This window comes from Pseudomonas sp. NFACC14, from assembly GCF_900106885.1.
Lineage (GTDB): Bacteria > Pseudomonadota > Gammaproteobacteria > Pseudomonadales > Pseudomonadaceae > Aquipseudomonas > Aquipseudomonas fluorescens_AA.
Genome location: NZ_FNOA01000002.1, coordinates 18,284 through 32,839, shown reverse-complemented (window position 1 = coordinate 32,839; position 14,556 = coordinate 18,284). Strand labels below are relative to the sequence as shown.

Below are 14,556 nucleotides of genomic sequence, written 5' to 3'. Positions count from 1 at the left end.
GACTGTTTAGTCGCCAGGCTCTTCGTATGGAACCGAAGGTCTTCCAGAGCAACCGGTAAGTGCTGCAGCAAAAAAGTTACGAAAGCGACAACCCGCATGACCATGTCCTTGTACTCGATAAATCCAAAAAAAAACCGGCGCTATGGCCGGGCTTTTTGTGCACTCCTACGTACGCAAGAATGACAGGATGAATAGATGATGGCTTGTTGGCTCACCGGGAGTCAAACAGCTTTTGTGTGATCGCAACGAACGTCAGGGACGCCTTGGCAACGCTCGGTCAGAACGAGGCATTCATAAGGATGGCCCTGGCTGTTCTGATGACGACGCAGTGACGTCCTGATCGTCTGACGCAGCTTTCGGAGGGATCCAATAGGCATCTCTCACCTCATCTAAAGCCCGCCATGGTTCAGTGCCGAACCTCGCATTTGGACAGTCCGACTCATGACTAAACATGAGATGTCTGTCCAGCTCGGACTGTTCCATGCCGCAGCTTTTGCATTTCACGATCTGATTCTGAAGGGCCCATTTTTCGTGCCAGGAGATGAGCTTTTCGAGGGGTGTCATTTTCCAACATTCCGTCAAAACCTGTACAAAAATATAATTTATGTATAGGTTTTTCGCTACCCCCATCTCTCTAAATCCCTCTCGTTGGCTGCGCTATGTCGACGGAAAACCCAGCGTACCGCAGCTCATAAGATGGATTGAGGAAGGGGAACTGATCGGAGAGATAAAGGGGGATGTGCACTAGGATTTGCAGAAACGGCTCGAAGTTCAGCCGATGGGAGTCGTCGTTCCGATTGACTCGATTGAGCAATGCGGTGTGACTCATCCCCATCAGGTTGGAGGGCCGATTAACACAGGAATATCGATAAAACCGTCCTTACGCCAGACCTTAAGCAACATATTGGAACCAATCGGCATCTTACCCATGGCAACTAAAAAATCGATGTCATCGTCTACGGATATTGCATCAATGCTCACTATCACATCCGCAAATCTCAGACCGGCTTTTTCAGCGCTCCCATTCGGCATAATCTTTTCTACGGAGGTACCTTTAAGTGGCATGCCGAGGCGCGCTGCTTTAACAGGATCAATGCTACTGATCGCGGCACCAATTCGCCCATGGCCAGCAGTGCTAAGGGGTGGACAATCTCTGCCGTTCAAAATCTGACTTATGGCAGTTTTCTTACCCGCTCCCAAAGCCCGCCTTTCCGGCGAATCTGCTGCCAATAACTCCTCGCTACGAACATATGCCAGACGGAGGTATTCACAAGACTTCCCTTCATATTTCTCGGGTGTTTCTTGAGCTAATAACTGGGCAAACGATGTCTGTGGGAGACCAGAAACAAGGGACGTCGACCCAAAGCCAGACCCAATGCTAGGAGGCGGGCTAACAGTCGAGGCTTTTGGCTGAGGAGCCGTTACACCTGGCTGATGTGAATTGGCTGATGGCTGCGTTCCAGTTCCATCGCTCGAGCGAGAGCGGGCGCTCGGTGGTAGTCGTGACTCAAGCTCTTTTGCAGCTTCAGGGTGCTTAGCGACATAGTCAACAGTTGCTGCCTGGTCGAAAGTGGTACCCGCTAGACAGCCCTGCTCTCGCTCAACCTGTTCTACCGACGCCAGCCGCCAACGGCCATGTTTTTGCACATAATCAGCGTGCTCACCTGTATACGAAATTGAGGACTCCGCATGTTCTCGTTGGAGGGCAAGCTCAGGACAGGATTGGCCGCGAAAGTTAGCTGGCGCCAGGCCCACGCTTTCTGGCGTTTCGCTCGCGAAAGAAGCTTCCGCGATACTACCCGTGACCATCTCAACGACGCATCCAGAAAGATTGACTACAACTAACGATAACGCAGCGAACCTGACGGCCTTGTTCATATCTCGCCCATTGATGATGCTAATACGACATCATTGTCGAACAGCACCCCATTAGCAATACCGGTAGCGGCTTAGGTCCGAGATTGGTTGCTTGTCGAAATCCAGGCCTCCCGAGGGCTGCCCTGGCTGCAGTATATTTTAAGCAATAAAAAACCCGGCGCGGTGGCCGGGCTTTCTCTGCGGTGTCGCGCTTGAAAAGCTGAACACGTTGCCATGAAAACAGAGCCATTCCATATGGACAACTCTTTTTTACGCGGCCTCCCTCACCCGCTCTAGGACGCATATTACCTGATTTGGTCAAGTCACGACTCGACGCCAACGAAACACCTGTTCGAGTATCTCTCGACGATCTCATTGGCGAGGCCGAGGCAGATATCGCCAATGGCCGTTGAGTACGAAGTCGAGTGGGACCCGAAGGCGCTGAAAGAACTGCGAAAGCTCGACGGCACCATCCGCCTCCAGTTCTTGCGAAAGCTCCAGGAACAGCAAGCCGGGCCACGAGTGCCAGGCGATGCAATTCACAGCATGAAGGATTGCTACAAGATCAAATTGCGCGGTGCCGGCTATCGACTTGTGTATCGTGTTGAGGATGAACGGATTGTCATCCTGGTGCTGGCCGTCGGCAAGCGGGAACGAAGCAGCGTCTACGATTCGGCCAAGAATCGGGATCCTCAAGGACAGGCCACGATTTGAAATAACTTACTTGCCTCTCACAATCATGGCCGCCCCCCGGTTTTCTTAGTTTTTACAGGCCACCTGCGGAGGCGCAGCAGGCGTCAACTTTTGGGGAATCACAATCGAAGTACCAGGCAAAGTGGTAACTTCGAGAACCGCTAACATGCAAATAAGCGCTTGTTCGCCATCTTTGCTTGGCCTGCTATCCACCCCTACCACAGCTTCGTAGTCTTTTCCTGGTTCCAGCTTGTAAACGAGCGCATGACCATCACAGGACCGGTAAGAGCTGCCATTGCCCGCAATGGTCGCGCCCCGGGTTGCAATTTGGAATGGCAAATCCGCCCTGACGCGATACTCGGTCACGACTTCTTTGTAAGCCCCTTCCCCCATCCGAATTGCAGGGATGTACTGGATAAGACTGGGCCAAACTCTTTTCGGTATGCCAATGCTCGCCGACTTCTGGGGATACTGCGGATAGTTGATGCTCGCCGTACCGTCCTGCCCGAAACGTCCGGCTTCAGCCATCTTATGCCGGGTGGCGGGAGCACAACTGCCGACGATGCTATCTCCATACACATCGGAGTTCGTGATAACACGAACACGCGCCATTCCCTCTGATTGAGTCGGCTCTTCGTATGGAACTGAAGGTATTCCAGCACAACCAGCAAGTGCTATAGAAAGAAAAGTTACGGAAGTGACAACCCGCATGACCATGTCCTTATGTGAAAGCAAAAAAGGGCTCACCTCTCGGTGAACCCCTTCTAGACCGCCCAGCAGAGCGGATTTTGTTTGGTAGGCGCGATTGGACTCGAACCAACGACCCCCACCATGTCAAGGTGGTGCTCTAACCAACTGAGCTACGTGCCTGCTGTGAGGCGGCATTCTACGGAATTCCAAAGGGGTGTCAACACCTTTTTTTCACCTAACCCTATGAATATGCAAAATATTTAATTTCGTCGATGTCACGAAGATTCGGGGGTGGCTGGCGGCCGATTTTTATCTCGGGTAGGATCGCTGCATTCGTAAAAAATATAAAACAGAGGTTCCAGAATGGCGAACACACCGTACCCAGAGTCTTATTACGCCGCGTCGGCCAACCCGGTTCCTCCGCGCCCTGCCCTGCAGGATGACGTCGAGACGGATGTTTGCGTGATCGGCGCTGGTTACACCGGCCTGTCCTCTGCGCTGTTTTTGCTGGAGAACGGTTTCAAGGTCACGGTCCTTGAGGCGGCGAAGGTGGGCTTTGGGGCTTCGGGTCGTAACGGCGGGCAGATCGTTAACAGTTATAGTCGCGACATTGATGTAATCGAGCGCAGCGTCGGTCCTCAGCAGGCGCAGTTGCTGGGCAATATGGCGTTTGAGGGTGGGCGGATCATTCGCGAGCGGGTGGCGAAGTATCAGATTCAGTGTGATTTGAAGGACGGCGGTGTATTCGCCGCCCTCACCGCTAAACAGATGGGCCACCTGGAGTCGCAGAAGCGTTTATGGGAGCGTTTCGGGCATACCCAGCTAGAGCTGCTGGATCAGCGGCGTATTCGCGAGGTGGTGGCTTGCGAGGAGTATGTGGGCGGTATGCTGGACATGAGCGGTGGGCATATTCATCCGCTCAACCTCGCATTGGGCGAAGCGGCGGCGGTGGAGTCCCTTGGCGGAGTGATTTATGAACAGTCGCCGGCGGTGCGCATCGAGCGTGGCGCCAGCCCGGTGGTGCATACGCCACAAGGCAAGGTCAGGGCCAAGTTCATTATCGTGGCGGGCAATGCCTACCTGGGCAATCTGGTGCCGGAGCTGGCGGCCAAGTCCATGCCTTGCGGTACCCAGGTAATCGCCACCGAGCCATTGGGCGATGAGTTGGCTCATAGTCTGCTGCCTCAGGATTATTGCGTCGAAGACTGCAACTACTTGCTCGATTACTACCGGCTGACGGGCGACAAGCGTCTGATCTTCGGGGGCGGCGTGGTGTATGGCGCGAGGGATCCGGCGAACATCGAGGCGATCATTCGGCCGAAGATGCTCAAGGCATTCCCGCAGCTCAAGGACGTGAAGATCGATTACGCCTGGACCGGAAATTTCCTGCTGACACTGTCGCGTCTTCCCCAGGTCGGGCGACTGGGGGATAACATTTATTATTCCCAGGGCTGCAGCGGCCATGGCGTGACGTACACGCACCTGGCGGGCAAGGTCCTGGCCGAGGCGCTGCGTGGTCAGGCTGAGCGTTTTGATGCGTTTGCGGACCTGCCGCACTATCCTTTCCCCGGCGGTCAGTTGTTGCGTACGCCGTTTGCGGCGATGGGTGCCTGGTATTACGGGTTGCGGGATAAATTGGGGTTCTGAAACTGCCAACAACAAGGGCTGCTTCGCAGCCCTGCGGGGATAAATCCCCTCGCCACAGCAAGCTCCCTCGCCACGGGCTTGGCCCAATATCATTTCGCCAAAAACAAAAAACCCCGGTCTTTCGACCAGGGTCTTTGCTATCGACTAGAAGTAGCTTTGCAGCTTTCTTCTTAGCTTCAAGGCGTTCAGTGGGCCTCGAAGCAGATATGGCGCAGCGGACGGGACTCGAACCCGCGACCCCCGGCGTGACAGGCCGGTATTCTAACCGACTGAACTACCGCTGCGTATCGCTATGGACTTGCGTCCAGTTAACTCGTCTGATCAAAACCCTTGGGCTTCAATCTCGAATCAGGCGAACCTGCTTCTTCAGATATGGCGCAGCGGACGGGACTCGAACCCGCGACCCCCGGCGTGACAGGCCGGTATTCTAACCGACTGAACTACCGCTGCGCGTCGGTGGAGGCTTTTGACAGCTTCCATTTTGCTTTCGCAAAACTCTCGTAAAACATGGTGGGTGATGACGGGATCGAACCGCCGACATTCTGCTTGTAAGGCAGACGCTCTCCCAGCTGAGCTAATCACCCTTTGCTTCGTTGAGGCCGCGAAATTTACGCAGGTACCGAAGCTAAGTCAATAGCAGGGTTGAAGTTTTTTCAAAACAGTTTCAAACGGCACCTGCAACCACCCTCACTCATAAATCATTTTCTTGGTCATGCCACCGTCCACCACGAACTCCTGCCCCGTGACAAAACCGGCATTGCGCGACAACAGCCACGCCACCATCGCCGCCACATCCTCTACCGTGCCGACCCGGCCCGCGGGATGCTGGGCGTGATCGGCGTCGGTCAGCGGCTGTGCGCGACGTTGTGAGGGATCCCGCGCGTCGATCCAGCCAGGGCTGACGGCGTTGACCCGGATCTCCGGTCCCAAGCTGATTGCCAGGGCGTGGGTCAAGGCCAGCAGGCCGCCCTTGCTCGCCGCATAGGCTTCGGTGTCGGGCTCCGATTGCGCGGCGCGGGTCGAGGCCAGGTTGACGATGGCGCCGTTGTGCGCGCGCAGATACGGCGCGCAGTGCTTGGCCAGCAGCATCGGCCCGCCCAGGTTCACCGCCAGGACCCGATTCCAGTAAGCCAGGTCGAGGCTTTCCAGGGTGATGTTGTGCGGGTCGGCGATAGCCGCGTTGCACACCAGCGCGTCGAGCCGCCCGAACTGCCCGAGCACCTCGGCGATACCGGTGGCGACCTGCGCCTCGTCCGCCACGTCCATGGCGATGAACCAGGCATTGTCGCCCAAGGTCTTCGCCACCTTGGAACCGCGCTCGCGATCCAGGTCAGTCAGTACTACCTGCCAGCCTTCACAGATCAGCCAGGCAGCAATGCCCAGACCGATGCCCCGCGCGGCGCCCGTAACCAGTGCAACCCGGCCATGAGTGCCGCTCGGCGGCGTAGCCAGCTCAATCACAAGGCCGCCAACCCGCGGGTCAGGTCGGCTTGCAGGTCCGCGACGTCTTCCAGGCCGACCGCGACGCGGATCAGGCTGTCACGAATACCCGCCGACTCACGTTCCTGAGGCGACAGGCGCCCGTGGGACGTGGTGCTCGGGTGGGTGATGGTGGTTTTGCTGTCACCCAGGTTGGCCGTGATGGAAATCAATCGGGTCGCATCAATGAAGCGCCAGGCGCCCTCCTTGCCTCCCTTGACCTCGAAGCTCACCACCGCACCGAAACCGCGCTGCTGACGCAAGGCCAGGTCATGTTGCGGATGGCTCTTGAGGCCGGCGTAATGCACTTTCTCGATGCCGTCCTGCTGCTCCAGCCACTCGGCCAGGCCCTGGGCATTGGCGCAATGGGCCTTCATGCGCAGGCCGAGGGTTTCCAGGCCCTTAAGGAAGATCCAGGCGTTGAATGGGCTGAGGGTCGGCCCGGCGGTACGCAGAAAGCCCACGACCTCTTTCATCTGCTCGCCACGACCGGCCACCACGCCGCCCATGCAACGGCCCTGGCCGTCGATGAACTTGGTCGCCGAATGCACCACCACGTCCGCGCCCAGCTTCAGCGGTTGCTGCAGTGCCGGGGTGCAGAAGCAGTTATCGACCACCAGCATAGCGCCCTTGGCGTGAGCGATTTCCGCCAACGCGGCGATGTCCACCAGCTCGGCCAGAGGGTTGGAAGGCGATTCGACGAAGAGCAGCTTGGTATTGGCCTTGATTGCCGCATCCCAACCGGACAGATCCGCCAGGGGCACGTAATCGACTTCCACGCCGAAACGCTTGAAGTACTTTTCGAACAGGCTGATGGTCGAACCGAAGACGCTGCGCGACACCAGCACGTGGTCGCCGGCGCTGCACAGGCTCATCACCACGGCCATGATCGCGGCCATGCCGGTGGCGGTCGCCACGGCTTGCTCGGCGCCTTCCAGGGCGGCGATACGCTCCTCGAACGCCCGCACGGTTGGGTTGGTGTAGCGCGAGTAGACGTTACCCGGCACCTCGCCAGCAAACCGCGCGGCAGCGTCGGCGGCCGTGCGAAACACGTAACTGGAGGTAAAGAACATCGGATCGCCATGTTCGGCTTCCGGTGTACGGTGCTGACCCGCGCGAACCGCCAGGGTATCGAACGCTACACCTTCAAGGTCGCTGTCCAGCCGACCGGCATCCCAATCCTGACTCATGCTGCCACTCCTTAATCGGTTAAACGCAAACCGGCCCCTCGGGGCCGGTTCGTACTCAGTTGTTGTACAGATCGATGATCGCACTGACCGCCTGGGTCTTGGCCTTGGACGCATCGTTACGCGCGTTCTCGATCTTGTTCAAGTACGCATCGTCGATATCGCCGGTGACGTACTTGCCATCGAATACCGCGCAATCGAACTGTTCGATCTTGATCTTGCCGCCGCCCACCGCTTCGATCAGGTCCGGCAGGTCCTGGTAGATCAGCCAGTCGGCGCCGATCAGGTCGGCCACGTCCTGGGTGGTGCGGTTATGAGCGATCAGCTCATGGGCACTCGGCATGTCGATGCCGTAGACGTTCGGGTAGCGCACGGCTGGGGCCGCGGAGCAGAAATACACGTTCTTGGCGCCGGCTTCACGGGCCATCTGGATGATCTGCTTGCAAGTGGTGCCACGGACGATGGAGTCGTCCACCAGCATCACGTTCTTGCCGCGGAACTCCAGCTCGATGGCGTTGAGCTTCTGGCGTACGGATTTTTTCCGTGCGGCCTGGCCCGGCATGATGAAGGTCCGGCCGATGTAGCGGTTCTTCACGAAGCCTTCGCGGAACTTGACGCCCAGGTGGTTCGCCAGCTCCAGGGCGGCGGTGCGGCTGGTGTCCGGGATCGGGATGACCACGTCGATGTCGTGTTCCGGACGCTCGCGCAGGATCTTGTCGGCGAGTTTCTCGCCCATGCGCAGGCGCGCCTTGTAGACCGAGATACCGTCGATGATCGAGTCCGGACGCGCCAGGTAGACGTGTTCGAAGATGCACGGGGTCAGGGACGGGTTGGTCGCGCACTGACGGGTGTGCAGCTTGCCGTCTTCCGTGATGTAGACCGCTTCGCCCGGGGCCAGGTCGCGAATCAGGGTGAAGCCCAGCACGTCCAGGGACACGCTTTCGGAAGCGATCATGTACTCGACGCCTTCGTCGGTGTGACGCTGGCCGAACACGATCGGGCGGATGCCATGGGGATCGCGGAAACCGACGATGCCGTAGCCGGTGATCATCGCCACCACCGCATAGCCACCCACGCAACGGTTGTGCACGTCGGTCACGGCGGCGAACACGTCTTCTTCGGTAGGCTGCAGCTTGCCACGCTGGGCCAGCTCGTGGGCAAACACGTTGAGCATCACTTCTGAGTCGGAACTGGTGTTGACGTGGCGCAAGTCAGATTCGTAGATCTCCTTGGCCAGTTGCTCGACGTTGGTCAGGTTGCCGTTGTGCGCCAGGGTGATGCCGTAAGGCGAGTTGACGTAGAACGGCTGAGCTTCAGCCGACGTCGAGCTGCCCGCGGTCGGGTAGCGCACGTGGCCGATACCCATGTGACCGACCAGGCGCTGCATGTGACGCTGGTGGAACACGTCACGCACCAGGCCGTTGTCCTTGCGCAGGAATAACCGGCCGTCATGGCTGGTCACGATACCGGCAGCGTCCTGGCCGCGGTGCTGGAGCACGGTTAGCGCGTCATACAGCGCCTGATTGACGTTCGACTTACCGACGATACCGACGATGCCACACATGCGACGCAACCCCTACTTAATGGATCTGAACTGAACAACACTCACTGCGGCGTTTTGGCCGTCGGCAAGAGGTGTTCCTTGAACGGTATTTCAGCGGGTACGCTGATACCGCTGGCAAGCCACTGACTGCTCCAACCCAGGATCAGGTTTTTGGACCAGTCTGCGACCAATAGAAATTGTGGCACGAGCCGGGACTCCTGCCACCACGTATCCTGCTGCACCGGCCCCAGGCTCAAGAGCCCGACGGCCACGACCACCAGCAACGCGCCGCGCGCCGCGCCAAAGGCCATGCCCAGGAACCGATCCGTCCCGGAAAGCCCGGTAACGCGAATCAGTTCGCCGATCAGATAATTGATCATTGCGCCAACCAGCAAGGTGGCGATAAACAAGATGGCACAGCCCGCGATCACGCGGGCCGAGGGAGTTTCGATGTATCCGGCGAGGTACTGGGACAGCGAACCACCAAACATCCAGGCTACGACTCCCGCGATGATCCAGGTCAGCAGCGAGAGGGCTTCCTTGACGAAGCCGCGGCTCAGACTGATCAATGCGGAGATGGCGACGATCGCAACGATCGCCCAGTCAACCCAGGTAAATGGCACGGTGCAGCCTACATACGGATAAGGCGGCGCATTTTAGCAGAGCCCAGGGCTGTCGGTAAGCTGCGTGATTCAAATCAGCTAAATCGCCGTCAACCACGCTCTGGCTGGAAGCGCACGACGAACCCCTTGAGGTTTTGCTGGCGGCTGAGCAGGTCACGCAGGCGGTCGGCCTCGGCGCGCTCGATCAGCGGACCAACAAACACCCGATTCTTGCCATCGGCAGAACGGATGTAGGCGTTATAGCCCTGGCTGCGCAAGGTTTTCTGCAAGTTCTCGGCACTTTCGCGACTGGTCAGGCTGGCCAATTGCACCGACCAACTGACTGACAGGCCATTGGCATCCACACGACTCTGGGTCGTGTCCGGCTTGGCCGGAGCGGCGGTGATCGGCTGGCTCGGCGCCGGCTTGATCGCCGGTGCCGCTGGAACAGGCACGGGTGCGACAGCCGGTTTGCTCGGTGCGGCGGGAGCCGGCGTGGCAGGCACCGATGCAATCGGCGTGGAAGGCGCGGCAGGTTGCCCAGCCAGTTCCTCGTCGCTTGGCACCGGTTCCTGAGGCAACGCCTGGGGCTCGGGCACGGCTACCGGATCGACCTGCACAGGCGGCACCGAAGGCGCCTGGGGAGCGGCTGGGGCGTCGACCGTGACCTGGCGCTGCTCGTCCTGGCGGGAAAACAGCATCGGCAGGAAAATCACCGCCAGGGCCACCAACACCAGGGCCCCGACCATGCGCTGCTTGTACGCCTTATCCAGCAATGCCATCTGCAGCTTCCTCCGTGGAGTGCCGGGCCAACCATTGAAGGGCCTCGGCAACACAAAAAAATGATCCGAACAGCAGGATTTCATCATCAGCCGTCGCCAGGGCGCACTGCCCTTCCAGGGCGGCGGCCACACTGGCATAGGCTTGCACCGGAGCACCGTGACGCTGCAAGGCCCCCTGCAGCTCAGCCGCCGTACGCGAGCGTGGCGAATCCAGTGGCGTTACCGCCCAGTGCTGGACACTATCATCCAACGCCTCGACAACGCCATCCAGATCCTTATCGGCCAGCAGCCCGAACACCGCCAGGCGCCGCCCTGCCACGGGCCGCCGCGCCAGGCGCTCGGCCAGGTACTGCGCCGCATGGGGGTTATGGCCGACGTCCAGCAACAGGTTCAAGCGTTTGCCTTGCCAATCGAACTGACGGCGGTCGAGGCGACCGACCACATGGGTCGCCTGCAGCGCCTGGACGATTTGCCCGGCTTCCCAGGGCAAGCCCAGCAACAAGTACGCCTGGAGCGCCAGTGCGGCGTTTTCCATCGGCAGGTCCAGCAGCGGCAGGTCGCGCAACTCTACCGGATTGCCGCGCAGATCGCTGCCGCGCCACTGCCAATGCTGCTCGGTCATCGCCAGGTCGAAATCCCGCCCCCGCAGAAAGAACGGGCAGCTCAGCTCGCGAACCTTGTCCAGCAATGGCTGGGGAGGATTGAGATCGCCACAGAGCGCAGGCGCGCCTTGGCGGAAGATGCCGGCCTTCTCGAAGGCCACGGATTCGCGGGTATCGCCCAGGTAATCGGCATGGTCCACGCCAATGCTGGTGACCAGTGCAATGTCGGCGTCCACCAGGTTGACCGTATCCAGCCGTCCGCCCAGGCCGACTTCCAGCACAACCGCATCGAGACCGGCACGGGCAAACAACCAGAACGCCGCCAGGGTGCCCATCTCGAAATACGTAAGGGTTGTATCGCCTCGCCCGGCTTCCACCGCGGCAAAGGCTTCGCACAGCTGGGCGTCAGTGGCTTCGACGCCGTTCACTTGCACCCGCTCGTTGTAGCGCAGCAGGTGCGGCGAGCTGTAGACACCGACGCTCAGCCCCTGGGCCCGCAGCAGCGAGGCCAGGAAGGCGCAGGTGGAACCCTTGCCATTGGTGCCGGTGACAGTGATGACCCGGGGCGCCGGCTTGGCCAGTCCCATGCGGGACGCTACCGTTTGCGAGCGCTCCAGCCCCATGTCGATGGCCGATGGATGCAACTGCTCGAGGTAGGCAAGCCAGTCGCCCAGGGTGCGTTGGGTCATAGCCCGGCAGGCACTGGCGGAACCACGATCGGCTCGACCGGTGCGGCGACGAATGTCGGCGTCGGCAGGCCCATCAGTTGCGCCAGCAGATTGCCCAGGCGCGGACGCAGCTCCTGGCGATGGATGATCATGTCGATGGCGCCGTGTTCCAGCAGGAACTCGCTGCGCTGGAAGCCTTCCGGCAGCTTTTCACGCACGGTCTGCTCGATCACACGCGGGCCGGCAAAGCCGATCAGCGCTTTCGGCTCGCCGACGATGACGTCGCCCAGCATGGCCAGGCTCGCGGAAACACCGCCGTAGACCGGGTCGGTCAGCACCGAGATGAACGGAATGCCTTCTTCACGCAGACGCGCCAGCACCGCGGAGGTCTTGGCCATTTGCATCAGGGAGATCAGCGCTTCCTGCATCCGCGCACCGCCGGAAGCGGCGAAGCAGATCATCGGGCAACGGTTTTCCAGCGCATGGTTGGCGGCGCGAACGAAACGCTCACCGACGATGGCGCCCATGGAACCGCCCATGAAGGAGAACTCGAAGGCCGAAACCACCACCGGCATGCCCAGCAAGGTGCCGCTCATGGACACCAGGGCGTCTTTTTCACCGGTCTGCTTCTGGGCAGCGGTCAGGCGATCCTTGTATTTCTTGCCGTCGCGGAATTTCAGGCGGTCCACCGGCTCCAGGTCGGCACCCAGCTCCACACGGCCTTCCGCGTCCAGGAAAATATCGATACGGGCACGCGCGCCGATGCGCATGTGGTGGTTGCACTTGGGGCAAACGTCCAGGGTCTTTTCCAGCTCGGGACGGTACAGCACCGCCTCGCAGGATGGACATTTGTGCCAAAGACCTTCAGGCACCGAGCTTTTCTTCACCTCGGAACGCATGATCGAAGGGATCAGTTTGTCTACCAACCAGTTGCTCATGCTTTCTTTCTCCAGTACCGGCGGCCCGAACGCTCTGGTTCGCGGCCCCGCGTATGCCCTTGAGCTAAATTCATTGTGCGGCGAGGGTCGAACGGCCACCACGGTCAGCGCGAAACATGACCTGCGTGCAGCCCAATCCCCTCAGCCATCCCGGCAACCGCTGCACTGCGGTTGCCCCTACGCTATCGGCCCACCCGGAGGCGGTGCCTGCCTGCTTTGTACAGTGCAGGTATGGACGGCGGCAGTCTGCCAGCCGTCACATTGACTACTGGCTGTTGCGAACAGCAGCCATGAACGCACGAATCTTTGCCGGATCCTTGATGCCCTTGCCCTGCTCCACCCCGCCGCTCACATCCACCGCATAGGGGCGAACCTGGCGAATGGCCGCGGCGACGTTTTCCGCCGTCAGACCACCGGCCAGGACGATCGGCTTGTTCAGGCCTTGTGGCACCAGCGACCAGTCGAACGCTTCGCCGGTACCGCCGTGTACGCCTTCCACATAGGTGTCCAGCAAGATACCGCTGGCACCGGCAAAGGCTTCGCAACCGGCGGCGATGTCGTCACCGGCCTTGACCCGCAACGCCTTGATGTACGGACGATGCCAGCCTTCGCAATCGGCCGGGGTTTCGTCGCCATGGAACTGCAACAAGCCCAGCGGCACCGCATCGAGGATCTCGCCCAGCTCGCAACGACTGGCATTGACGAACAGCCCTACGGGCGTCACGAACGGCGGCAAGGCCTGGACGATCGCCCGCGCCTGCTGCACCGTCACCGCCCGCGGGCTCTTGGCGTAGAACACCAGCCCGATGGCATCGGCCCCGGCCTCGACCGCCGCCAACGCGTCCTCGACGCGGGTGATCCCGCAAATCTTGCTGCGAACGACGGACATGGTGGCTAAAACCTCAGGCAATTGCGTGAAAGTCCCGGATGGTAACAAATGCTGCGGAGGGCGTCAGCCGTCGAGTTCCGAGAAGCCGGTGAGGAAATGTGGCCCGATGTAACGCTCCGGCAGCTCGAATTCATCGCGATACTCGACCTGTACCAGGTACAGGCCAAACGGATGCGCCGTGACACCACCGGAACGGCGGATGCGACTGTCGAGCACTTCCTTGACCCACTCCACCGGCCGCTCGCCGGCGCCAATGGTCATCAGCACGCCGGCAATGTTGCGCACCATGTGATGCAGGAAGGCGCTGGCGCGGATGTCGAGCACGATCATCTTGCCGTGCCGGGTCACGCGCAGGTGATGCAGCTCCTTGATCGGCGACTTGGCCTGGCACTGGCCTGCACGGAATGCGCTGAAATCGTGGACACCGACCAGGTATTGCGCGGCCTCGGCCATGCGCTCGACGTCCAGCGGGCGGTGGTTCCAGGTGATTTCTTCGTTCAGGTGCGCCGGACGGATCTGATCGTTGTAGATCACGTAGCGATAACGCCGGGCGATGGCCTTGAAGCGTGCATGGAAATGCGCCGGCATCACCTTGGCCCAACTGACGCTGACGTCATGGGGCAAGTTGATGTTGGCGCCCATGACCCAGGCTTTCATCGAGCGCTCGACCTGGGTGTCGAAATGCACCACCTGGCCGCAGGCATGCACGCCGGCATCGGTCCGGCCGGCGCAATGCAGCGACACGGGCGAGTCGGCGACTTTGGACAGCGCGTTTTCGAGGGTTTCCTGCACCGTCAATACACCGGACGCCTGGCGCTGCCAGCCACGGTAGCGCGAGCCTTTGTATTCAACGCCCAAGGCGATCCGGAAAAAGCCGTCGGCCGCCATTTCGGCGGCCGGGTTGTCTATGTTTGCCAAGGAATTACAGCCTGCTGAGTACGCAAAGGCGGGCATTATAAAGCCGGCGGGGCGGGATGCC

The 14,556-nt window shown here is 60.1% G+C and carries 13 protein-coding genes and 4 tRNA genes; 2 read left to right on the top strand and 15 right to left on the bottom strand.

The features are described from left to right. Positions 1-834: 834 nt before the first annotated feature. Positions 835-1,878, bottom strand: a complete 1,044-nt coding sequence (locus BLU85_RS30250; protein ID WP_139208017.1) for a PDZ domain-containing protein — start codon at positions 1,876-1,878, stop codon at positions 835-837. A gap of 381 nt (positions 1,879-2,259) precedes the next feature. On the opposite strand from BLU85_RS30250, the gene BLU85_RS04635 reads away from it, so the two are divergent. Next, positions 2,260-2,571, top strand: coding sequence for a type II toxin-antitoxin system RelE family toxin (locus tag BLU85_RS04635; protein ID WP_092203793.1), 312 nt, complete (start codon positions 2,260-2,262; stop codon positions 2,569-2,571). Between the two features lie 45 nt (positions 2,572-2,616). Here BLU85_RS04635 and BLU85_RS04630 read toward each other — a convergent pair whose 3' ends face one another. Together BLU85_RS04630 and BLU85_RS04625 are read right to left on the bottom strand one after the other, a co-directional pair. Next, complete coding sequence (locus tag BLU85_RS04630; RefSeq protein ID WP_092203795.1) at positions 2,617-3,261, bottom strand: hypothetical protein; 645 nt, start codon at positions 3,259-3,261, stop codon at positions 2,617-2,619. 82 nt (positions 3,262-3,343) lie between these two features. Next, positions 3,344-3,420 (bottom strand) — tRNA-Val (locus BLU85_RS04625). A gap of 183 nt (positions 3,421-3,603) precedes the next feature. Here BLU85_RS04625 and BLU85_RS04620 point away from each other — a divergent pair. Next, positions 3,604-4,887, top strand: a complete 1,284-nt coding sequence (locus tag BLU85_RS04620; protein ID WP_060741450.1) for an NAD(P)/FAD-dependent oxidoreductase — start codon at positions 3,604-3,606, stop codon at positions 4,885-4,887. A 207-nt stretch (positions 4,888-5,094) separates the two neighbouring features. Here BLU85_RS04620 and BLU85_RS04615 read toward each other — a convergent pair. The 12 genes from BLU85_RS04615 to truA all read right to left on the bottom strand — a co-directional run bounded on the left by BLU85_RS04615 (position 5,095) and on the right by truA (position 14,465). Then, positions 5,095-5,171 (bottom strand) — tRNA-Asp (locus BLU85_RS04615). 89 nt (positions 5,172-5,260) lie between these two features. After that, a tRNA-Asp gene (locus BLU85_RS04610) sits at positions 5,261-5,337 on the bottom strand. Between the two features lie 58 nt (positions 5,338-5,395). Next, positions 5,396-5,471: transfer RNA gene (locus BLU85_RS04605), tRNA-Val, on the bottom strand. A 103-nt stretch (positions 5,472-5,574) separates the two neighbouring features. Further along, positions 5,575-6,348 (bottom strand): SDR family oxidoreductase, encoded by a 774-nt coding sequence (locus BLU85_RS04600; protein ID WP_063320321.1) that lies wholly within the window; start codon positions 6,346-6,348, stop codon positions 5,575-5,577. Further along, positions 6,345-7,556: an O-succinylhomoserine sulfhydrylase gene (locus tag BLU85_RS04595; protein ID WP_092203797.1), complete on the bottom strand. Its 1,212-nt coding sequence runs from the start codon at positions 7,554-7,556 to the stop codon at positions 6,345-6,347. The genes BLU85_RS04600 and BLU85_RS04595 overlap by 4 nt, the downstream gene beginning before the upstream one ends. Positions 7,557-7,611: 55 nt before the next feature. Continuing rightward, on the bottom strand, positions 7,612-9,117 hold the full coding sequence (purF, locus tag BLU85_RS04590) for an amidophosphoribosyltransferase (RefSeq protein WP_053123453.1): 1,506 nt from the start codon (positions 9,115-9,117) through the stop codon (positions 7,612-7,614). A 41-nt stretch (positions 9,118-9,158) separates the two neighbouring features. Beyond that, positions 9,159-9,719, bottom strand: coding sequence for a CvpA family protein (locus BLU85_RS04585; RefSeq protein ID WP_030142022.1), 561 nt, complete (start codon positions 9,717-9,719; stop codon positions 9,159-9,161). An 89-nt stretch (positions 9,720-9,808) separates the two neighbouring features. Then, positions 9,809-10,480 carry an SPOR domain-containing protein gene (locus tag BLU85_RS04580; RefSeq protein ID WP_092203799.1) on the bottom strand — a complete coding sequence of 224 codons (672 nt, stop codon included), beginning with the start codon at positions 10,478-10,480 and terminating at the stop codon, positions 9,809-9,811. Then, the gene (folC, locus tag BLU85_RS04575) at positions 10,464-11,771 is read right to left on the bottom strand and encodes a bifunctional tetrahydrofolate synthase/dihydrofolate synthase (protein WP_092203801.1); all 1,308 of its coding nucleotides are present in this window, start codon (positions 11,769-11,771) and stop codon (positions 10,464-10,466) included. Before folC ends, BLU85_RS04580 begins: the two co-directional genes overlap by 17 nt. Beyond that, the gene (accD, locus tag BLU85_RS04570; RefSeq protein ID WP_072407026.1) at positions 11,768-12,688 is read right to left on the bottom strand and encodes an acetyl-CoA carboxylase, carboxyltransferase subunit beta; all 921 of its coding nucleotides are present in this window, start codon (positions 12,686-12,688) and stop codon (positions 11,768-11,770) included. Before accD ends, folC begins: the two co-directional genes overlap by 4 nt. A gap of 265 nt (positions 12,689-12,953) precedes the next feature. Then, on the bottom strand, positions 12,954-13,577 hold the full coding sequence (locus tag BLU85_RS04565; RefSeq protein WP_092203805.1) for a phosphoribosylanthranilate isomerase: 624 nt from the start codon (positions 13,575-13,577) through the stop codon (positions 12,954-12,956). Between the two features lie 63 nt (positions 13,578-13,640). Further along, entirely contained in the window at positions 13,641-14,465 is an 825-nt protein-coding gene (gene truA, locus BLU85_RS04560; RefSeq protein WP_030142027.1) for a tRNA pseudouridine(38-40) synthase TruA, read from the bottom strand. Positions 14,466-14,556: the final 91 nt, after the last annotated feature.